We start from the raw sequence: 18,534 nt of genomic DNA, 5'->3' as shown, positions 1-18,534 counted from the left end.
TTTGCCGGTAAGGAAGTTGGAACAATGAAGTTCGGTAAGCAGCCCGCTCCTGTCGCGGACATCAATGAGGACGATCTTGTTGTCGGTAAGCCCAAGACGGAGGCGGCCGGGGTCAAGGCCGTGATGGTGGCCCTGGAGCGTGCGGTGGCGCAGGCTGGTGTGGCCAGGACGGCGCAGTCGCTTTTGCGGTTGAACCAGCGCGGCGGGTTCGACTGCCCGGGCTGTGCGTGGCCGGAGTCGGACAAGAAGCGCAAGGCTGCCGAGTTCTGCGAAAACGGGGCCAAGGCGGTGGCGGAGGAGAACACCCTGCGGACCGTGGGGGCCCAGTTCTGGGCCAGGCACTCCATCGCCGAGCTGTCCACCAAGACGGAGTACTGGCTGGGGAACCAGGGCCGGCTGAGTGAGCCGGTGGTGATCCGCGAAGGCGAGACGCATTACTCGCCGATTTCCTGGGCTGACGCGTTCGAGCTGATCGGTGAGCATATCCGGGCGTCCACGCCGGACCGGTGCGTGTTCTACACCTCCGGGCGCACGGCGAACGAGACCGCGTTCATGTACCAGCTCTTCGCCCGGGCACTGGGCACGAACAACCTGCCGGACTGTTCGAACATGTGCCACGAGTCCTCCGGTTCGGCGCTGAACCCGACCATCGGCATCGGCAAGGGCACCGTGTCCCTGGATGACATCCACGATTCCGAGCTGATCTTCGTGGTGGGCCAGAACCCGGGCACCAACCACCCCCGCATGCTCTCGGCGTTGAAGGAATGCAAGGACAAGGGCGGCAAGGTGGTGGCCGTGAACCCGCTGCCCGAGGCCGGCCTGTTCAACTTCAAGGACCCGCAGACCGTCTCCGGTGTGGTGGGCGGCGGCACGCCGCTGGCCGATGAGTACCTGCAGATCAAGGTGGGCGGGGACCTGGCCCTGTTCCAGGCGCTCGGCCACCTGCTCCTGGAAGCCGAAGAAGCCAACCCGGGTTCTGTCGTCGACCATTCCTTCATCGCCGCGCAGACGGACGGGTTTGACGCCTACCGTGAGGCGCGCGCCACCCTGGACTGGGAGGAGACCGAGCACGCCACCGGCCTGGCCCGGGAACAGATCGAGACCGTGGCCGGGATGCTCATCCAGTCCAAGGCGTCCATTTTCTGCTGGGCGCTGGGCGTGACGCAGCAGCCGCACTCGGTGGACACGATCAAGGAAATGGTCAACGTCCTGCTGCTGCAGGGCAACTTCGGCAAGCCCGGCGCCGGGGCCTGCCCCGTCCGCGGGCACTCCAATGTCCAAGGCGACCGGACCATGGGCATCTGGGAAAAACCCAAGGAATGGCTCCTCACCGCCCTGGACACCGAGTTCGGCATCACCTCCCCGCGGCACCACGGCTACGACGCCGTGGAATCCATGGAAGCCTTCGAACGCGACGAGGTGGACGTGTTCGTGTCCATGGGCGGAAACTTCTCCCTGGCCTGCTCGGACACCGAGGCCCTCGAAGCCGGGATGCAGCGGATCGGGCTGACCGTGCACATCTCCACCAAACCCAACCGGTCCCACATCGTCCACGGCCGCACCTCGCTGATCCTGCCCACCCTGGGCCGCACGGACAAGGACGACAAGCACCCCAAGGGCGCCCAGTTCCTGTCCGTTGAGGACTCCATGTCCGTGGTCCACTCCACCCAGGGCCGCCTGACCCCGGTCTCCGAGCACCTGCTCGCCGAGCCCGTGATCGTGGCCCGGATGGCCGAAGCCACGTTCGGCCCGGACCACCCCGTGAACTGGAAAGCGATGGCCGAGGACTACGACGTCATCCGCGACCACATCGCCCGCGTCCTGCCCGGGTTTGAGGACTTCAACACCCGGGTCCGGACCAAGAACGGGTTCGTGCTGCCCAACCCGCCCCGGGACACCCGGTCCTTCGCCACCGACATCGGCCGCGGCCGCTTCACCGTCAGCCCGCTGGAATACCTCACCCCGCCCAAGGGCCACCTGGTCCTGCAAACCATCCGCAGCCACGACCAGTACAACACCACCTACTACGGCCTGGACGACCGCTACCGCGGCATCTCCGACGGCCGCCGGGTCATCCTGATCCACCCCGAAGACCTCACCGAACTCGGCTTCAACGACCGCGACCTCGTGGACGTCATCAGCACCTTCGGCGGCGTCGACCGCCGCGCCGACAAATTCCGGCTCGTGGCCTACCCCACCGCCAAGGGCTGCGCCGCCGCATACTTCCCCGAAGCCAACGCCCTGGTCCACAAGGAAAACGTCGCCCGCGAATCCAACACCCCCGGCTTCAAAGCCATGTTCGTCCGCTTCCAACCCCACACCGGCGACGCCGCAGCTGCCGAAGAACCGGCCTTCCAGACCGCCGGCGCCTAGCAGGAACAGCAAAAAGTGCCCCGCCTCCGGAAGGAGGCGGGGCACTTTTCAGTTGGGCTTGTCAGCCGCGGAGGCGCCCCATGCCGGGGTCGAACAGCGGCTCGGCTGTCACGGTGGCAGCCACGCGCCGGCCGAAGTATTCGATCTCGACGGCGTCCCCCACCCCGACGGCGGTCGGCAGCCAGGCGTAGGCGAGCGGCTTGCCGATGGAGAAGCCGTAGGCGGCGCTGGTGACGTAGCCGGAGGCTTCGCCGTTCACGTAGACGGGTTCCTTGCCCAGCACGACTGACGTGCCGTCGTCGACCGTGAGGCAGCGCAGGGTCTTGGCGGCGGGCTGCTCCTTGCGGGCGGCCAGGGCCTCAGCACCCACAAAGCCGGTCTTGTCCTTGGCCACGGAGAAGCCGAGGCCGGACTGGTAGGGGTGGTGCTCGGAGGTCATGTCCGTGCCCCAGAGCCGGTAGCCCTTCTCCAGCCGCAGGCTGTTGAAGGCACCGCGGCCGGCAGCGATGATGCCGTGCTCCCGGCCCGCTTCGAAGAGCAGGTCCCAGAGCTTCAGGCCGTACTCGGCGGTGGTGTACAGCTCCCAGCCGAGTTCGCCCACATAGGACAGGCGCATGGCCGTGACCGGGATGCCGCCCACGGAGATTTCCTTGGTGCGGAAGTACTTGAGGCCGTCGTTGGTGAGGTCGTCGGCGCTGACCTTGCCGATCACCTCGCGCGCCAGCGGGCCCCACAGGCCGATGCAGCAGGTGCTGCCGGTGATGTCGGAGACATGCACCCACTGGGCGGGATCGGCCGCCGACTGCTTCCGTGCCTCCACCCGCAGGTAGTCGAAGTCCACGTTGCTGTTCACGCCCAGCTGGAAGTCTTCCTCCGCCAGCCGTGCGACCGTCACGTCACTGCGGATGCCGCCGTCGTGCTCCAGCAGCAGGCAGTACGTCACGGCACCCGGCTTCTTCGCGATGTTTCCCGTGCTGAGCCGGTGCAGCAGCGCCTGAGCGCCGGGACCCACCACGGAGAGCCGCTTCAGGGGCGTCATGTCGTAAAGCGCGACGGCGGTCCGCGTCTTCCACGCCTCGGCGGCGGAAATGGGGGAGTAGAACATGCCGGCCCATTCATCGCGCTCCGGGACCTGCCACTCGGCGGGCAGGTGCTCCAGGAGTCCGCGGTTGGCCTCGAACCAGTGCGGACGTTCCCAGGCTGCCGACTCGAGGAAGAACGCGCCAAGTTCCTTCTGCCGCACGTTGAAGGGGCTCACCCGGACATCCCGCGGCGATTCCCGCGGCTGGAGCGGGTGCAGGACGTCGTAGATCTCCACGAAGTTCTGCTGGGAGGTTTCGCTGACGTACGCGTCGGAGGTCTGCACCTTCTCAAAGCGGGTCAGTTCGCAGCCGTGCAGGTCGGTGCGGGACTGTCCCTCCACCAGCATCTCCGCCATGGCCTTTGCTACGCCGGCGGAATGGGTGACCCACACGGCCTCGGCCACGAAGAACCCGTCCAGGTCCGGGGCCTCGCCCATCAGCGGGCCGCCGTCCGGGGTGAAGGAGAAGATGCCGTTGAACCCGTCGTGGATCTGGGCGGTGTGCAGGGCTGGCAGCAGGTCCTGGCAGTCCTCCCAGGCCGGGGCAAAGTCTTCCAGGGTGAAGTCCAGGCGGGAGGGCATGTTATGGTCCGACATCTGGTCCGCGCTGACGCGCGGGAGGCGGGCCATGCTCACCGGCATGGGCTTGTGGGCGTAGCTGCCGACGCCGATCCGGTCGCCGTGCTCGCGGAAGTACAGGTCGCGGTCCTGGTAGCGCAGGATGGGCTTGCTTGCCCCGTTGGGCAGTTCATTGGCGCCGCGCAGCGCCTCCACCGCAGTGGTTTTGACGTATTGGTGGGCCAGTGGCAGCAGCGGGACCTGAAGGCCCACCATTTTGCCGAGCTCGCGGCCCCAGAAGCCGGCGCAGGACACCACGATGTCTGCCGGGATCACGCCGTCGGGCGTCTGGACGCCGGTTACCTTGCCGCCCGCCTGCTCTATGCCGGTCACGGGCGTGGAGCCAAGGAAGGTGACGCCTGCCTCGCGGGCTTTGCCGATCAGGAGCTGGACGGCGCGGGCCGCGGAGGCGAGGCCGTCCGAGGGGACGAACAGGCCGCCCAGGATGCCGCGGCCGTCGGCGAGCCGTCCCTTGTTCAGCAGCGGCCAGAGCTTCTCGCACTCGTCCGCGTCGATCAGCCTGCCGTCCACGCCCCAGGAGGTGGCGTAGCCGAGCTTGCGCTTGAGGTCCTCCAACCGGGCCTCGGTGGTGGCCAGCTCCAGCCCGCCCACCTGGTTGAAGCAGGAGACGCCGTCCGCGGTCAGGGAGAGCAGCTTGTCCACGGTGTAGGTTGCGAACTCCGTCATGGTCTTGGACGGATTGGTCTGGAAGACCAGGCCGGGCGCATGCGACGTGGACCCGCCGGCCAGTTCCAGCGGCCCCTGTTCGACGACGGTGATGTTGGTCCAGCCGCGGCTGGCGAGTTCGTCGGCAAGGTTGGTGCCGACGATGCCGGCTCCGATGATGACGACGCGCGGTGATGCGCTCATGGTGTGTGGTTCTCCTGGTCGGCGGCTGGCAGGGCGGATAAGCGATGCGAGGCCGTTCAGCTTCTTCGCGATGAGCAACACGGATCGCTATATGCAACAAGAGTGATGCAGCACACACTCGATGTCAAGCAGGCGTTGAGCAGGCACCAAGCCCAGGCCTCCGGACTGCAACAGCCGGACACATGGAAATGCCCCCGGACTCAGGTCCAGGGGCATTGGCGTTCAGCGCCGGGTGTATCCCATGTTGGTGCTGACCTTCAGGCCGGCCTCCTTGAGGGCCTCCAGCAGGCCGGGCGCCTTCTCGGGATCGAACCGGAAGGCCGGCCCGGAGATGCTGATGGCCCCCGCCACGACGCCCTGGTGGTTGTAGACGGGAACGGCCACAGCATTCAGGCCGATCTCAAATTCCTCCCGCACCACTGCATATCCCTGGGCGGCGGCCTGGTGGAGCTGTTTGTCCAGTTCCCTCCGGCTGGTGACGGTGCGGGAAGTGCGGGCGGGCAGGCCCGTTTCCTTCAGGATCCGGTCCCGCTCGTCCGCGCTCAGCGCGGCCAAAAGGATCTTTCCGCTGGACGTCGCGTGCAGGGGCGTCAGGCTGCCCACCCAGTCGTAGGTGGCCAGCGTGGAGGGACCCATCGCCTGGTCCACGTTCACTGCATAGTTGGAGCGCAGCACGGCCAGGTTAACTGTTTCCTTGTATTCCAGGGCCAGGCTTTCCAGGACCGGCCTCGCCTCGCGGACCAGGCTCAGCCGGCTGGGGATGGAGCTGGCCAGCCGCAGGATGCCGAAGCCCAGCTGGTACTTGCCACGGTCGCTGTTCTGGTGCACCATTTCACGGCTCACCAGTGAGCCCATCAGCCGGGAGACCGTGGACTTGTGGATTCCCATTTCCTCGGCAATCTCGCTCACTCCGGCATGGCCCTCGCGGGCGAGGATCTCCAGGACGGTCAGCGCGCGTTCCACCGACTGGACCCCGCCGTGCTGGCCGCCCTCGGCCTCGGCGTCGGATTCAAGGTCCCTGTTTGAAGCCATGATCCACTCCCACGTAGTTTCTGCGGCCCACTGCCCGCCGCAAGGTTGCACGGAAAGCCGGCAGCCCCTTCATTAGTCACCGTTCCGATCCTATGCCGGGTTGTGTGACTGGGCTGACATTCCATGAACCGGGCTGAACGCCGCGGGTGCTGCGGAGCCTAGCTGCCGCGGTAGGTGGAGTATGCGAACGGGCTTAGCAGCAGCGGCACGTGGTAGTGCTCTGGGCCCGTCACTTCAAACACGAGGTCCACTTCCGGGAAGAAGGTGGCCGTCTGCAGTCCGGCGTAGTAGCTGCCGGTAGCGAAGTTGAGCTTGTAGTGCCCCGGCTGCAGCTGCTCAGGCCCCAGGTCCTTGGCCCTGCCGTCCGCATCGGTTATGGACTTGGCCAGCTCCAGCCAGGTGCCGCCGTCATTCTTCGAAAGTACGACGGCGACCCCCGCCGCCGGGCGTCCGGCGCCGGTGTCCAGGATGTGCGTGGTGACGTGGGAGACGCTCATTCGGTGATCAGTCCTTCCAGCCGCAGGACGGCTATCTCGCGCAGTTGCTGGGCCACGATGGTGTCTTCCTGGTCTGGCGAGTTGGCGAGCCGTTCGTTGAGGGACTGCAGGATTTGCGGGGCAGTGCGGCCGGCGGCGCGGATCAGGAAGACGCGCCCGAATTTTTCCTCGTAGTCCCGGTTGCCCTTCGCCAGGGCTTCGGCGGCAGCGGCGTCCGCCGGATCAACGCCCGACTGCTCTGAACGGGACATGGAGGCTTCGGCGGTGGCCGCCGTCGGCCGTTCCCCGATCCTGGGGTGGTGGGCCATGGCTGCCTCCACTTCGGCGGAAGTGAAGGGGTTGGCAGCCTCCGCCGCGAAGGCCAGGAGGTCTTCCTTGGTGGAGAACGGTCGGGCGGCGGCGACGGCGTCAATCCATCGGCTCACATCGATGCAGGGCCGGAGAGTGTCCGCGGCCGCGGCAGGGTCCGCGGTGTTGAATTCGGCAAGCTTCATGCTGGCTGGTCCTCGGTACGAATGCTGGCATCCATGGTGACGGCTATGCGGAGACCGGACTTCCCGGACCTGCCGGCGGCTTGCGCGACAGGCTTCCGCATCATGGAACTGTTATTTCAGCATACGTAATATTCAAAGGCAGGTGCTGCCCGGTGTCAAGAGATTACAACACCGCCCCGGCATCACCGGTATCATCACGGAAGGGCCGCTGGGGCCCGGGCTGACATGCTGGGGAAGAAAAGAATATGGACGGTGCGGCTATGCAAATGCTGACCGATCGGGATGCCGGGCGCGAGCTTGGGCTGAGGGAATACGGGCTCCTGCCCGCAGTGCCGGGGGACATACCGGCACTGGCGGATGAACGGGCCCAGGACACGCTGGACAGCCTGGTCCGGCTGGCCGCCTCGCTCTGCGGGGTGCCGTACAGCGTGGTCAACATCATCACATCGGATCAGCAGCTGCAGATTGCGGCCTCGGGCATCGACCCGGGGATCTGCTCGCGCGAGGACTCCATGTGCGCCACCGTCTTCCTCAACCCTGGCACCACCGTAGTGCAGGACGCCTCCAACGATCCCCGGTTTTCTGCCAACCCCTTCGTCACGGGCCAGATCGCCGACGTCCGCTTCTACGCGTCCGTGCCGCTGGTGACTGCCGGCGGGCTGGTGCTTGGCTCGCTCTGCGTCTTCTCGGACCAGGCGGAACTTCCCACACCGGAACAGATCGGCCTGCTCGAAGTCCTGGCCCAGCAGGTGGTGGAGCTGCTGGAGCTGCAGCACCGCACGCTCCAGCTCGATGCCGTGTTGCAGGAGCTGCAGCGCAGCAACGCGATGCTGGCCGAGTTTGCAGGAAGGGTCAGCCACGACCTGAGGTCCCCGCTGACCACCATCCTGGGCTACGTGGAGCTCGCCGAGGATGATCCGCAGATCCCGCCGGGGCACCCCTCGGGGGAGTACTTGACGCTCATCAGGAACAGCGGGGAGCGCATGCTCGCCACGCTTGAGGACGTCCTGGACTACTCCAAGGCCGACGGAACCCTGAACCCCGAGCGGGTTTCCCTGCTGGCTGTCACCGCAGAAGCCGCCCAGGACCTCGGTGTGGACCTGGGGCTGGGCAGCGGGATCCTGTGCGAGGACGCTGAACTATTCGCCGACCGGGGACAGCTGCGCACCCTGGTGCAGAACCTCCTGGCCAACTCGCTGAACTACCGGGACCCGCGGCGGCAGCTTGAGGTCACTGTGACCGCCGGAACCTGCCCCCGGGGTGTCACCATCCACGTGGCGGACAACGGCAAGGGCATCCAGGCGGCGGACCGGCAGCGGGCGGTGGAGCCGCTGGTCCGGCTGAACCGCCCGGGGGACGGCCCCGGAACGGGACTGGGCCTTGCCACCTGCCGCCGCATCGCGCAGGCGCACGGCGGCGAACTGTCCATCAGCGGGACGCCCGGCGGCGGCACCACTGTCTCGGTGCTGTTCCCCGCAAAGCCCTAACCGGACTCCCAGGGTGGGGCGGGTTGGTTAGCCCTGCGACGACGTCCGGGACAGCACCCAGGTGTTCGTTCCGTCTTGCCGCTCGAAGGTGACGGTTGTGACCAGTGCTTCGATCAGGGCCAGGCCCCGGCCGGATTCGGCGTCTTCACCGGGGGCGGAAGGTTCCATCGGCCCGAACGGCGGCTTGGCATGGTAGGCGCTGACGCGGGCTTCGAGCAGCGCGGGCTGGACGGTGATGTCCACGCCCAGCCCCACCGGTTCGTCCCCGGCCGGCTCGGCGTGCTGGACGATGTTGGAGACGGACTCGATGACCGCCGTCGTGAACGTCATCTGGTCCATGTCCTGGACGAAGGGGACGTCCAGCCACAAGCTGTCCAGGTCGTTGTGGACGGATTCGACGGCGTCCTCCGCAGCGGGTCCCCGGAAGCTGCGGGAGGCGAGGACGTCAGTCATTGCTGAACGCCTCGTCGGCCGACGGGTACGCGGTGAGGACCTTGTCCATGCTGGTCAGCTGCAGGACCATCTTCACCTGCGGCTGGACGGCAGCGATCCGGAGGTCGCCGCCTGCCTGGCGGGCCGCCTTAAGGCATCCGATCAGCGCACCGAGGCCTGAGGAATCCATGAAGGCGGTCTTTTCCAGGTTGACCACGATCCGGTTGGACCCGCCGGCGATCACGTCGGTGACGAACTCACGCAGCTTGGGGGCGGACACCATGTTGAGCCGCCCGTCCGCCTTGACCTCCGCGTACGAATTTCGCACTTCGTAACTGAATTCCATCAGGACTCCTTCTTTGTATCTGCGGGTTCTGCGGCCGGTTCATACCCCTTGTAGAGCACGGCGCGGACCAGGATGCTCATGACAACCAGGTCGAAAATGACCCAGGCGACGTTCACCAGCGTGCCCAGCGGTTCCGCCAGGCCGGCGGCCAACCGGATGATCCCGACGACGGCGGCCACGGCCAGCAGCGCGGACACCACGATCTGGGGCTGGATCAGGCTCCAGCTGGGTCCGCCGCTCTGGCGGGCTTTGGGGGTGACGGCGAACCCGAGGGGACGGCCGAACCATACGTTCCGCGCCGCCGTCGAGCAGGCCTTGATCCAGGTGGGGAACAGGGCCAGGCTGTACTGCTGCCCCCGCCAGGTGGGGATGCCGCGGCCGGCCACGGCGAACAGGAGCTGGTTGACCACCATGAACGGGATGAACCGGATGAAGAAATCCCAGCTCAGGCTGGTGACCGGGAGGATGCCCAGCAGCAGGTAGATGATGGGGGCGGCGAAGTAGATGACGGCCGCGTACCCGCTGAGGTAGGTCCACATGGTGGCGAAGTACATCAGCCGCTGGCCGGGCTTCAGGCCTTTCTGCACCAGCGGATTCTCGCGCAGCAGCACCTGGATGGTGCCCTGGGCCCAGCGCAGCCGCTGCGTGAGCATGGTCTTCAGGTCCTCCGGTGCCAGGCCGTACGCGAGGACCTCGTGATGGTAGACGCTCTCCCAGCCCATGGCGTGCATGCGCATGGCGGTGGCCATGTCCTCGGTAACGGAGATGGTGGCCAGGGGCATGACGGGCTGGGCCTCGTCATTGCGTTCCACGGAGAGTGCGTCCAGGACCGCCTGCACGGACTCCAGGGCGCCCAGCGGAGACCAGTCGCGGCGGGACATGCGCTGGACGGCGTCGTCGGCCACCACGGGGACTCCGGCGTCGCCCACGTGGGCGAGTTCCATTGCGGCGATCTCTTCGAGGTCGGACTGCAGGGCTTCGACGTCGGCCATCACCAGGGTCTGCACGGCGGCATCGACCCGGCGGCGGACCCGGTAGGTGATCTCGCTGAGCGACTGCCCGGCGTCGAGTTCCTTCTGCGCCTGCCGGGTGGCCGCCTCCACCTCGTCCAGCACCTCGGCCACCAGCGGTGACTCCATCTCAGCGGACTTCCGGGCCTTCTTGATGGCGGTCTGGGACGCTGCCAGCGCGCGGCGGATGCTCTTTTCGGTTTCCTTGACGTAGCCCACCAGTCCCAGCTGCATTAGGGCCTCGCGGCGCAGGATGGCGTTGGAGCCGCAGAAGAAGGCGGCGTTCCAGCCGTCCTTGCCCTGCTGTATGGGGCCGTAGAACAAGGGTGCCTGGCTGCCGAGCGGGTCATCGGCGGGGACGTTGCTGAAATACTGCGGTGTCTGGACCAGGGCGACACGGCGGTTGTTGAAGTAGCCGAGGGTCTTTTCCAGGATGTCCGGTTCGGGGATCTGGTCCGCGTCCAGGATCAGGAGGAACTCGCCGTGGGTCTGCATGAGGGCGTTGTTCAGGTTGCCGGCCTTCGCATGGCGGGGGAGGTCCGAGGTCCAGTCCTCGCTGCGCGTGACGTAGCCCAGCCCGTGCTGTTCCGCGAGGGCTTTCAGTTCGGGGCGGGCGCCGTCGTCCAGGATCCAGGTGCTGTGCGGGTGCCGGATCCTTTGCGCCGCCAGGGCGGTGGTCATCACCATGTCCAGGTCTTCGTTGTAGGTGGTGATGAAGACGTCAACGGTGGCATCGTGCGGCGGCGCCGGCGCGCCCTTGCGGATCTTCAGCTTCCATACCGTCATGCCGAAGAGCATGACGTCGATCAGGCTGTAGGTTTCGGCGACCACCAGCGGCAGGGCGATCCACCAGGCATCCCAGTTCAGCGATGCCAGCCAGCGCCAGGTGATGTAGTTGACGCCGGTAATGACGGTGAGCACCACTACCAGGCGGGTCAGGAAGCGGGTCATGCCGTAACTTCCTCGGGCAGCCGGCGGACCACGACCACCGTGACATCGTCCTCTGCCGTCTCTGCGGGGGCCAGGGCCATGATGGCGCTGCTGGCGGCATGGGCGGAACCATGGGCCAGCGTGGCAGTGCGGACGGCTTCCGTGAAGTCCTCCACTGACTCGAAAACGTCCAGGACTCCGTCGCTGACCACCACCAGGGAATCTCCGGGTGCCAGCTCGAAAGACGACTGCGGCCAGTCCGTTCCCGTCCACGCACCCACGGGCGGGCCGCCGGAGGGGAGCCGCCCGGCAGTCCCGCCTGACTGGACGTGAAGCGCCAGCCCGTGGCCGGCGTCGACGTAGCTGACCTTCCCTGACGCCGCCTCCAGCCGGGCGTGGAACAGGGTGACGAAAGAGTTGGAGGAGTCCAGGTCCGTGGCGATGGTCTTGCTGGCGGAGGCGAAGGCGGCATCCAGGTCCGGCCGGTGGCCGGTGGAGCGCATGACGGCGCGCACCGTTGCGGCGATCAGGGCCGCGCCCATGCCCTTGCCCATCGCGTCGGCGAAGGTGAGGTGGAGCCCGTCGGAGGTCTGGTACCAGTCGTAGAAGTCGCCGCCCACGCTGCGTGAGGGGCGGAACACGCCGGCCACGTCATAGCCCTCCACCCGGATGTCCTCCTTGGGAAGGAGGCTCTGCTGCACTTCCGTGGCGCGCTGGAGTTCGCTGCGGGCCGCGGAATCAGCGGCGGCCGAGGGCCGGCGGCGGAACAGTGCGTTGATCCGGGACTGGAGTTCGCGCGGGCTGAATGGTTTGCTGATGTATTCGTCGGCCCCATTGTCCAGCCCCGTCAGCTTATCCAGTTCGTCCGCCCGGGCGGTGAGCATGACGATGAACGCGTCCGAAAACTCCCGCAGCAGCTTGCAGACTTCCAGGCCGTCCAGGTCCGGAAGGTTCAGGTCCAGCGTGACGAGGTCAGGCTGCAGGCGGCGGACTTCCGCCACGCCCGGCAGCCCCGCACCCACCTGCGATACCTCGAACCCCTGCTTTTCCAGCACGCGGACCAGCAGCCCCCGGATGTCGGGGTCGTCCTCGATGACAACGGCACGACGGATTTCGGAGGTTGAGACCATGACTCTACTTCTACCGTATTAACCGCGACGGGGCATGTCGTGGGACTTCACAGTGCTTTTCAGGCTTGTCCGGACCCGTTCCGGCAGGCCGTCCAGGGCGCTGTCCGGAGCCCTCGCAGGATCTTGCGGCAATCTTGGGATCCGCTTGCCCGGACGTTGAGCATGGTTCGGCACACTCGAAGTGACAGGTCTTCCGGGCAGTAGAACGGTCGACGACGGCCCCCCGGAAGCTGGACGGCTTGCGGGAAGGCGGGAGCAGCCATGGGAAAAATGAAGATCACGTACCAGACGCCGGCGCCTGCCGGGCCGGCCGTTGCCGACGGGCCGGCAGCTGACGCCGATCACGTGCCGCCGGGCTTGGCCCGCGCGGGCATGGACAAAGCCAGGGCGCTGTTGCGCGTCTACGTCCACTCCCGGAAGGTCCGTGCCGCCGCGAAGGCGCTCGCGGCGGCCCTCGGGGAGTCGCGGGAAGTTTCCAGCTGGCCCGGCGACAGGCTGCCCGTGGGGGCGGCGATGTCCGACCAGGTGGAGAGGTTGACGCGCCGGCTGAAGCTGGAGACCGAGGCGCACAACAGGCTGGAGGCACTTTTCAGGTCTGTGGATTTGGGGCGTTCCGCCGCAGCGGTTTAGGTGTCACACTTAGGAGCAATCGAGTGGCTGGGGGAGACAGTCAGGAGATTGCAGTGGGTTGGATGGCCGGGTGGGCGTACCTTATCGCCGGACTCATGACTATGGATGCGCTGCTCCTGGCGCTCTGGGCCATGGAGCGGGACTGGTCCCGGAAATGGTGGAAAAAACCCTAGGCAGTCACTAGGCTGCCGACCGTGCGGCCGGCTGCAGCGTGGAGGGAACCGAGCCCACCCCGTCCAGCACCATTGAACCCGTAAAGCTGTAGGGGTGCACCAGCCGGATCGGGGTGCCGTTGATGTTGGCCAGGTGGCCGCTCCACGCCAGCCGGTAGAGCTCCTTCAAATCACCCAGGTCCGCGTCCGTGAGCTTGCTGTTGGCCCCGTAGTTCATGATGGTGAACGGTTCGTGCGTTCCGAAGACCTCCGAGGGCCAGGCGGTCTCCCGGATATTGGCGAAAAAGTGGCGCAGGCCGAAGATGTGGCCGAACTCGTGGAGCATCGTCTCCACCTGTTCTTCTCTTACCTGCTGGAACATGGTGGGGTAGATGGTCAGTTGGTGCCGCCCGCCGTCGGGAAAGAATGCGCTGGCCAGGACGCAGCCGGCGGGAGTGCAGTCCGGGGCGTTCCGCAGCACGATCTCGAAATCCCACAGATCGTCGTCTCTGGTGAACCTGACGGGTGCGGCGATGCCCCAGCGGAGCAGGCATTCGCCCATCAGCTCGCTGACCACGCCCTTGCTTTCCCCGGGGTTGGGAGCGAGCGCGAAGGACCGCTCCTGGAAGCGCCATTTCAGGATGGTGCCCGGGTGCCACAGGGGAACGAAGCCCTCCGTCGCGTCGACCACTATCTCGCTCGGCGGGCGCCCGCCGGGGGTTGCGTGCCCGCGTCCCTCGGTGGCGCAGACGAAGGTGTCCCCAAGACGGTGGACCAGTTCTTCAGCGGCCGATTCCATGGCTCTTCCTGCCTTTGCATCATGTCCGGGTTTTACGTACGCCCGCATGCTAGGGGAGGAGTCGTTACAGCAGCGTTATGCCTTTAAAAGGGGACGCACGCATTCAGCGAAGCTCCAGCCGCATCAGCACCCGCGGGAATCCGTTGAGAACCGACTGCGTGTCCGCTGCCTTGGTGAATCCGGCATCCTCGAAGAGTTTGCGGGTGCCGACGTAGGCCATGGTGAGGTCCACTTTCGAGCCGCCGTTGTCCACTGGGTAGCCCTCGACCGCGGGTGCCCCGTAGGAACGGGCGAAGTCCACGGCACCTGCCAGGAGGGCATGGGAGGTGCCCTTGCCGCGGTGGCCCGGCCGCACGCGGATGCACCACACCGACCACACCTCCAGGCTGTCCACGTGCGGGATCTTCCGGTTCCCCGCGAAACTGGTGTCCGCACGCGGGTGGACCGCTGCCCACCCCACCGGCTCGCCGCCGTCGTACGCCAGTACACCCGGCGGGGGATCCTGCCCCACAAGCTTTTTCACCAGCTCACCGCGCTCCGTTCCCTGCAGCGCCTGGTTCAGCTTGGAGGGGATGCGGTAGCTCAGGCACCAGCAGACGTTGGCGTCAGGCCGCTTGGGCCCCACCAGCGCCCGGACGTCCTCGAAACTGGTTGCGGGACGGACTTCGATCGCCATAGACGCCATCCTGTCACCGCGCCGGACAACACGGCAACGGATCCGGCGGTACCCCTATGCCGGGATCAGCCCCTGTTCCTGCAGGTCCTGCCACAGCCCGTCCGGCACCTGCGCGGACATCCGCTCCGCGCTTTCACGGATCTGCTCCGGCCTGCTGGCTCCCACCGTGACGTTGACGACGGCGGGGTGCCGGTAGGGGAACTGGATGGCGGCGGTGGGAAGTTCCACACCGTGCTCCTTGCACACAGCGGCGAGCCGCCGGGCCTTGTCCAGGATCTCTTCGCTCGCCTGGGAGTAGTTGTAGTGGGCATCGGACGGCAGGTCGGGCTTGGCGAGGATGCCGGAGTTGTAGACGCCGACGCTGACCACCCCGGTCCCCAGTTCCAGGCAGCGGTCCAGGAGTCCGGCGCCCGGACGGTCATCGGATTCCGGCTGCTCGAGCATGGTGAACCTGCCCGCCAGCATGAGGAAGTCCAGGTCTGCCGCCTCCACGCACTCCAGTGCGGCGCCGGCAGTGTTGGTGCCCACGCCGATGGCCCGCACCAGGCCCTCGGCGCGAACCTTTTCCAGGGCAGGGAGCGCCGTCTTCACCGCATCTTCCATGCTGTAGACGTCGGGATCGTGCAGGTAGGCGATGTCGATGGAGTCCAGTCCCAGCCGGTCCAGCGACTGTTCGATGCTGCGCCGTACCCCCGCCTGCGAAGGATCCCATTCGCGGCGCAGGTCCGCGGGAACGTCGAAGCCTTCCGGATCCCGGTCATCCCTGGTTGCCGGTGAGGGAACCAGGACCCGGCCCACCTTGGTGGACAGGATGAATCCATCCCGGGGTTTGTCCCGGAGAAACGTGCCGATCCGCCGCTCGGACAGGCCAAGCCCGTAGTGCGGCGCGGTGTCGAAATAGCGGATGCCGGCGTCCCAGGCCGCCTCCACGGTGGCAGCCGCCTGGTCATCGGAAATCGCGCGGTAAAGGTTGCCGACGCCGGTCCCGCCGAAGCCGAGGCGCCCCATCCGGCTTCGCAGCGTTGCCTGGTCCTGGCTCTCTGTGTTGTCCATGCGCTCCCCGTACCCAGGAAGGCCGGAGCCTAAAAGGTAAATAAACGCCGAACGCCCCTGCAGCAAGTGCAGGAGCGTCGGCTGGAAAGGCGCAGGAAGTGCGAGAGGGTCCTAGATGCCCAGGGCTTCCTTCAGCGCTGCGACGTGGCCGTCGGCCTGGACCTGGTACTGCGCCAGGACCACGTTGCCGTCGGGGTCCACCACCACTGTGGAGCGGACGATGCCCTCAACGATTTCGCCGTTGACCAGCTTCTCGCCCCAGGCGCCGTAGGCCAGGGCAACCGCGTGGTCCTCGTCGGAGAGCAGCGGGAAGGTCAGGGAGAAGTCGCCGCTGAAGCCTGCCAGGGCCTCGGGGGCGTCGGGGGAGATGCCAATGACCTCGTAGCCCTTCCCCTGCAGGGAGGCCAGGCTGTCGCGGAAGTCGCAGGCCTCGGTGGTGCAGCCGGGGGTGGCCGCCTTCGGGTAGAAGTACACAATGACGTTCTTGCCACGGTAGTCGGCCAAGGCAGTTTCGCGGCCCTGGGCGTCCCTGAGGGTGAAGTCAGGGGCCTCGGTTCCGGGCTGCAGCTTGGTGGTCAGGGTGGGGCTCATGGTGTTCCTTTGGAAGGGTCGGTCAATAATGGCCAAACAACAAGTGAAGCGGCTTCCCGCTCAGTGGTACAACTCCGGCGTCATATGCAGTATTCCGCCGGGCCGCGAACAGTGGCGCATTGGCCCGGCATGAACTGGTATCCGCCACCACGGACGGTGGCAACAGCGTGGCGTGCATTTCCGAGTTTCCGGCGGATCCTGCCCACGTAGACATCGATGGACCGGGCAGAGGCGCCGGGCGTCTCGAACGAGTCCAGGAACTCCTGCAGTTCCTCCCGGCTGACGGTCCGGGACAGGTGCGTGACCAGGTACCGCAGCACCTTGAATTCGACGCCGGTGAGCGGCACCGGCTTGCCATCCAGCAGGACGGTATCGGCGGCCAGGTCCACGGCCATGCGGCTGACGGGACCGGCCGACGGCGGGAGGGAAGGGGCGCCGCCGTCGTCCCCCTGCGGGGAGTCCTCCGAGGGGGACGGCGACGGCACCGTTTTGGGAGCTCCGGCAGCAGGCCAATGGACTTCCGCCTCCGGAGCAGTCTGCAGGGCCCTGGCAAGGACCAGTTGGGCGGCGCGGGCCAGGAGTTCGGGGCTGGTTCCCTCCTCCGGAACCACCCAGACGGCCAGTCCGCGGGCGGCAGCTTTGGGCTGGACCACCCGCGGACGGTGGGCCGTCCGCGGGTGGTGGACTTCCACTGCCATGGCGCGTCCTTACACTCCGCCGCGGCGGATCAGCTTGCCCGTGGGGGTCTGGCCGTCCACCACGGCGCCGCGCAGGAAGGTCTTGCGGACCACGCCGGAAAGGGTCTTGCCGTCGTAGGGGGTGATGGGGTTCTTGTGCTTGAGCTTGGACACGTCCACCACGAAGGCCTCGTCCGGGGCGAAGACGGCGAAGTCGGCATCGTAGCCGAGCGCCAGCTGGCCCTTGTTGGTGAGCCGGGCCAGGCTGGCAGGCTTTTCCGCCATCCAGGACACTACCTGCTCCAGCGGGATGCCGCGGTGCCGGGCCTCGCTCCAGATCAGGGACAGGCCCAGCTGCAGCGACGAAACGCCGCCCCAGGCCACGGCGAAGTCGCCGTTCTCGAGGTCCTTCAGGTCAAGGGTGGAGGGGGAGTGGTCCGAGACTATGCAGTCGATGGTGCCGTCCAGCAGGCCCTGCCAGAGCAGCTCCCGGTTGGAGGCCTCGCGGATGGGCGGGCAGCACTTGTACGCGGTGGCGCCGTCCGGGATCTCCTCCGCCATCAGCGTCAGGTAGTGCGGGCAGGTTTCCACGGTGAGCTTGACGCCGTCGCGCTTTGCCGACGCGATCATGGGCAGGGCGTCCGACGACGAGAGGTGCAGGATGTGCGCCCGCGCACCGGTCCAGCGGGCCCGCTCGATGACTTCGGCGATGGCCTTGTTCTCAGCGCCGCGGGGGCGGGAAGCGAGGAAGGTCTCGTAGTGGTCGCCGCCGGGGTGCGGGGCCCGGTCGATTGCGTGCGAGTCCTCGGCGTGGACGATCATGAGCGAGTCGAAGGACTTCAGCTCGGCCATGTCCTCTTCCATCTCGTCCGCGTCGAGGTGCGGGAACTCGTCCACCCCGGAGTGCAGGAGGAAGCACTTGAAGCCGAACACGCCGTCGTCGTGCAGGGGGCGCAGGTCCGCCTTGTTTCCGGGAATCGCGCCGCCCCAGAACCCGACGTCGATGAACGCCTGGTCCTCTGCCACCTCGCGCTTGAGCTTGAGGTTTGCCACCGTGGTGGTGGGCGGCACGGAGTTCAGCGGCATGTCGATGATGGTGGTCACGCCGCCGGCAGCCGCGGCACGGGTGGCGGAGGCGAACCCCTCCCACTCGGTGCGGCCGGGCTCGTTGACGTGGACGTGGGTGTCCACCAGCCCGGGGAGCAGCGTCTCGTCGTCGGCGAGTTCAACCACCTCGGCACCGGCCAGGCCGTTGCCGAGCGGCTCGATGGCCACGATCTTTCCGCCGCGGACGCCCACTTCGCGCGGGGCGATCCCGGCGGTGGTCAAGATGCGCTGGCCACGGATGACGAGGTCAAAACGTTCTTCAGACACGGAGGTCCTCCTTGGTACGTGCGGTGCCGGCAAACCCTCCGGCTGCCAGCTTTCCGCTGATCTGGGTGCCCAGCTGCTCCAGAAGCGGCGCTGCCTCTGCTATGCACCTGTTTACATCGCTTTCGAGTCCGGTCAAAGCGTAAACTTCCCCGAATCCGGCGGCCGCCGCCTGGCCCTCCTGGAGCTCGATGGAAAACCGGAGCTTTTGGTCCTGCGTGCCCTGAAGCTGGGTGACCTCCTGGTTGCTGTCCCGGCGCTGAAGGCGCTCCGGCGGGCGTATCC

Annotated in this window: 17 protein-coding genes and 1 pseudogene; 3 read left to right on the top strand and 15 right to left on the bottom strand. The window is 66.9% G+C overall.

Going from position 1 to position 18,534, the window contains the following annotated elements:
* Window positions 1-24 precede the first annotated feature (24 nt).
* Window positions 25-2,373 carry an FdhF/YdeP family oxidoreductase gene (locus AC5RTT_RS11975; protein ID WP_494145369.1) on the top strand — a complete coding sequence of 783 codons (2,349 nt, stop codon included), beginning with the start codon at window positions 25-27 and terminating at the stop codon, window positions 2,371-2,373.
* A 61-nt stretch (window positions 2,374-2,434) separates the two neighbouring features.
* Here the strand turns inward: AC5RTT_RS11975 and AC5RTT_RS11970 are convergent, their stop codons facing one another.
* The 4 genes from AC5RTT_RS11970 to uraD all read right to left on the bottom strand — a co-directional run bounded on the left by AC5RTT_RS11970 (window position 2,435) and on the right by uraD (window position 6,965).
* Window positions 2,435-4,942, bottom strand: a complete 2,508-nt coding sequence (locus AC5RTT_RS11970; protein WP_494145368.1) for a GcvT family protein — start codon at window positions 4,940-4,942, stop codon at window positions 2,435-2,437.
* A 222-nt stretch (window positions 4,943-5,164) separates the two neighbouring features.
* Window positions 5,165-5,974, bottom strand: a complete 810-nt coding sequence (locus AC5RTT_RS11965; protein WP_494145367.1) for an IclR family transcriptional regulator — start codon at window positions 5,972-5,974, stop codon at window positions 5,165-5,167.
* Window positions 5,975-6,132: 158 nt separating this feature from the next.
* Window positions 6,133-6,471 carry a hydroxyisourate hydrolase gene (gene uraH / locus AC5RTT_RS11960; protein WP_494053226.1) on the bottom strand — a complete coding sequence of 113 codons (339 nt, stop codon included), beginning with the start codon at window positions 6,469-6,471 and terminating at the stop codon, window positions 6,133-6,135.
* A complete protein-coding gene (uraD, locus tag AC5RTT_RS11955; protein WP_494145366.1) occupies window positions 6,468-6,965 on the bottom strand; it encodes a 2-oxo-4-hydroxy-4-carboxy-5-ureidoimidazoline decarboxylase in 498 nt (165 codons plus the stop codon). The genes uraH and uraD overlap by 4 nt, the downstream gene beginning before the upstream one ends.
* 260 nt (window positions 6,966-7,225) lie before the next feature.
* On the opposite strand from uraD, the gene AC5RTT_RS11950 reads away from it, so the two are divergent.
* The gene (locus tag AC5RTT_RS11950; RefSeq protein WP_494145365.1) at window positions 7,226-8,452 is read left to right on the top strand and encodes a GAF domain-containing sensor histidine kinase; all 1,227 of its coding nucleotides are present in this window, start codon (window positions 7,226-7,228) and stop codon (window positions 8,450-8,452) included.
* Window positions 8,453-8,479: 27 nt separating this feature from the next.
* Here the strand turns inward: AC5RTT_RS11950 and AC5RTT_RS11945 are convergent, their stop codons facing one another.
* The 4 genes from AC5RTT_RS11945 to AC5RTT_RS11930 are packed head-to-tail and all read right to left on the bottom strand — an operon-like array spanning window position 8,480 to window position 12,300.
* Entirely contained in the window at window positions 8,480-8,905 is a 426-nt protein-coding gene (locus tag AC5RTT_RS11945) for an ATP-binding protein (protein WP_494145364.1), read from the bottom strand.
* On the bottom strand, window positions 8,898-9,230 hold the full coding sequence (locus tag AC5RTT_RS11940) for an STAS domain-containing protein (RefSeq protein WP_494009673.1): 333 nt from the start codon (window positions 9,228-9,230) through the stop codon (window positions 8,898-8,900). The genes AC5RTT_RS11945 and AC5RTT_RS11940 overlap by 8 nt, the downstream gene beginning before the upstream one ends.
* Window positions 9,230-11,191 carry a glycosyltransferase family 2 protein gene (locus tag AC5RTT_RS11935; RefSeq protein ID WP_494145363.1) on the bottom strand — a complete coding sequence of 654 codons (1,962 nt, stop codon included), beginning with the start codon at window positions 11,189-11,191 and terminating at the stop codon, window positions 9,230-9,232. Before AC5RTT_RS11935 ends, AC5RTT_RS11940 begins: the two co-directional genes overlap by 1 nt.
* Window positions 11,188-12,300 (bottom strand): PP2C family protein-serine/threonine phosphatase, encoded by a 1,113-nt coding sequence (locus AC5RTT_RS11930; RefSeq protein WP_494145362.1) that lies wholly within the window; start codon window positions 12,298-12,300, stop codon window positions 11,188-11,190. Before AC5RTT_RS11930 ends, AC5RTT_RS11935 begins: the two co-directional genes overlap by 4 nt.
* A gap of 261 nt (window positions 12,301-12,561) precedes the next feature.
* On the opposite strand from AC5RTT_RS11930, the gene AC5RTT_RS11925 reads away from it, so the two are divergent.
* Window positions 12,562-12,930: a hypothetical protein gene (locus AC5RTT_RS11925; RefSeq protein WP_494145361.1), complete on the top strand. Its 369-nt coding sequence runs from the start codon at window positions 12,562-12,564 to the stop codon at window positions 12,928-12,930.
* A 180-nt stretch (window positions 12,931-13,110) separates the two neighbouring features.
* Here the strand turns inward: AC5RTT_RS11925 and AC5RTT_RS11920 are convergent, their stop codons facing one another.
* The 7 genes and pseudogenes from AC5RTT_RS11920 to AC5RTT_RS11890 form a co-directional block, all read right to left on the bottom strand.
* The gene (locus tag AC5RTT_RS11920) at window positions 13,111-13,881 is read right to left on the bottom strand and encodes a zinc metalloprotease (RefSeq protein ID WP_494145360.1); all 771 of its coding nucleotides are present in this window, start codon (window positions 13,879-13,881) and stop codon (window positions 13,111-13,113) included.
* 103 nt (window positions 13,882-13,984) lie between these two features.
* On the bottom strand, window positions 13,985-14,557 hold the full coding sequence (locus tag AC5RTT_RS11915; protein ID WP_494145359.1) for a GNAT family N-acetyltransferase: 573 nt from the start codon (window positions 14,555-14,557) through the stop codon (window positions 13,985-13,987).
* A 54-nt stretch (window positions 14,558-14,611) separates the two neighbouring features.
* Window positions 14,612-15,610 (bottom strand): aldo/keto reductase, encoded by a 999-nt coding sequence (locus AC5RTT_RS11910; protein ID WP_494145358.1) that lies wholly within the window; start codon window positions 15,608-15,610, stop codon window positions 14,612-14,614.
* A 111-nt stretch (window positions 15,611-15,721) separates the two neighbouring features.
* A complete protein-coding gene (gene bcp, locus AC5RTT_RS11905) occupies window positions 15,722-16,201 on the bottom strand; it encodes a thioredoxin-dependent thiol peroxidase (protein WP_494145357.1) in 480 nt (159 codons plus the stop codon).
* Window positions 16,202-16,281: 80 nt separating this feature from the next.
* The gene (locus tag AC5RTT_RS11900) at window positions 16,282-16,899 is read right to left on the bottom strand and encodes a winged helix-turn-helix domain-containing protein (RefSeq protein WP_494009665.1); all 618 of its coding nucleotides are present in this window, start codon (window positions 16,897-16,899) and stop codon (window positions 16,282-16,284) included.
* A 9-nt stretch (window positions 16,900-16,908) separates the two neighbouring features.
* A complete protein-coding gene (gene allB, locus AC5RTT_RS11895) occupies window positions 16,909-18,252 on the bottom strand; it encodes an allantoinase AllB (RefSeq protein WP_009358443.1) in 1,344 nt (447 codons plus the stop codon).
* Window positions 18,245-18,534: pseudogene (locus AC5RTT_RS11890) on the bottom strand (hypothetical protein); the annotation flags it as partial. The gene allB and the pseudogene AC5RTT_RS11890, both read right to left, overlap by 8 nt.

This window comes from Arthrobacter sp. Y3221157 (assembly GCF_059089865.1).
The sequence above is the reverse complement of the archived record's forward strand: the minus strand, read 5'-3'. Positions and strand labels throughout refer to the sequence as shown.

What these genes read in the sequence shown, in the direction of transcription:
- bcp (WP_494145357.1), bottom strand. Translation starts at nt 16,201, where the DNA reads ATGAGCCCCACCCTGACCACCAAGCTGCAGCCCGGAACCGAGGCCCCT.
- uraD (WP_494145366.1), bottom strand. Translation starts at nt 6,965, where the DNA reads ATGAAGCTTGCCGAATTCAACACCGCGGACCCTGCCGCGGCCGCGGAC.
- AC5RTT_RS11965 (WP_494145367.1), bottom strand. Translation starts at nt 5,974, where the DNA reads ATGGCTTCAAACAGGGACCTTGAATCCGACGCCGAGGCCGAGGGCGGC.
- AC5RTT_RS11935 (WP_494145363.1), bottom strand. Translation starts at nt 11,191, where the DNA reads ATGACCCGCTTCCTGACCCGCCTGGTAGTGGTGCTCACCGTCATTACC.
- AC5RTT_RS11930 (WP_494145362.1), bottom strand. Translation starts at nt 12,300, where the DNA reads ATGGTCTCAACCTCCGAAATCCGTCGTGCCGTTGTCATCGAGGACGAC.
- AC5RTT_RS11970 (WP_494145368.1), bottom strand. Translation starts at nt 4,942, where the DNA reads ATGAGCGCATCACCGCGCGTCGTCATCATCGGAGCCGGCATCGTCGGC.
- AC5RTT_RS11950 (WP_494145365.1), top strand. Translation starts at nt 7,226, where the DNA reads ATGCAAATGCTGACCGATCGGGATGCCGGGCGCGAGCTTGGGCTGAGG.
- uraH (WP_494053226.1), bottom strand. Translation starts at nt 6,471, where the DNA reads ATGAGCGTCTCCCACGTCACCACGCACATCCTGGACACCGGCGCCGGA.
- AC5RTT_RS11940 (WP_494009673.1), bottom strand. Translation starts at nt 9,230, where the DNA reads ATGGAATTCAGTTACGAAGTGCGAAATTCGTACGCGGAGGTCAAGGCG.
- AC5RTT_RS11975 (WP_494145369.1), top strand. Translation starts at nt 25, where the DNA reads ATGAAGTTCGGTAAGCAGCCCGCTCCTGTCGCGGACATCAATGAGGAC.
- AC5RTT_RS11925 (WP_494145361.1), top strand. Translation starts at nt 12,562, where the DNA reads ATGGGAAAAATGAAGATCACGTACCAGACGCCGGCGCCTGCCGGGCCG.
- AC5RTT_RS11900 (WP_494009665.1), bottom strand. Translation starts at nt 16,899, where the DNA reads ATGGCAGTGGAAGTCCACCACCCGCGGACGGCCCACCGTCCGCGGGTG.
- AC5RTT_RS11920 (WP_494145360.1), bottom strand. Translation starts at nt 13,881, where the DNA reads ATGGAATCGGCCGCTGAAGAACTGGTCCACCGTCTTGGGGACACCTTC.
- AC5RTT_RS11910 (WP_494145358.1), bottom strand. Translation starts at nt 15,610, where the DNA reads ATGGACAACACAGAGAGCCAGGACCAGGCAACGCTGCGAAGCCGGATG.
- AC5RTT_RS11945 (WP_494145364.1), bottom strand. Translation starts at nt 8,905, where the DNA reads ATGACTGACGTCCTCGCCTCCCGCAGCTTCCGGGGACCCGCTGCGGAG.
- AC5RTT_RS11915 (WP_494145359.1), bottom strand. Translation starts at nt 14,557, where the DNA reads ATGGCGATCGAAGTCCGTCCCGCAACCAGTTTCGAGGACGTCCGGGCG.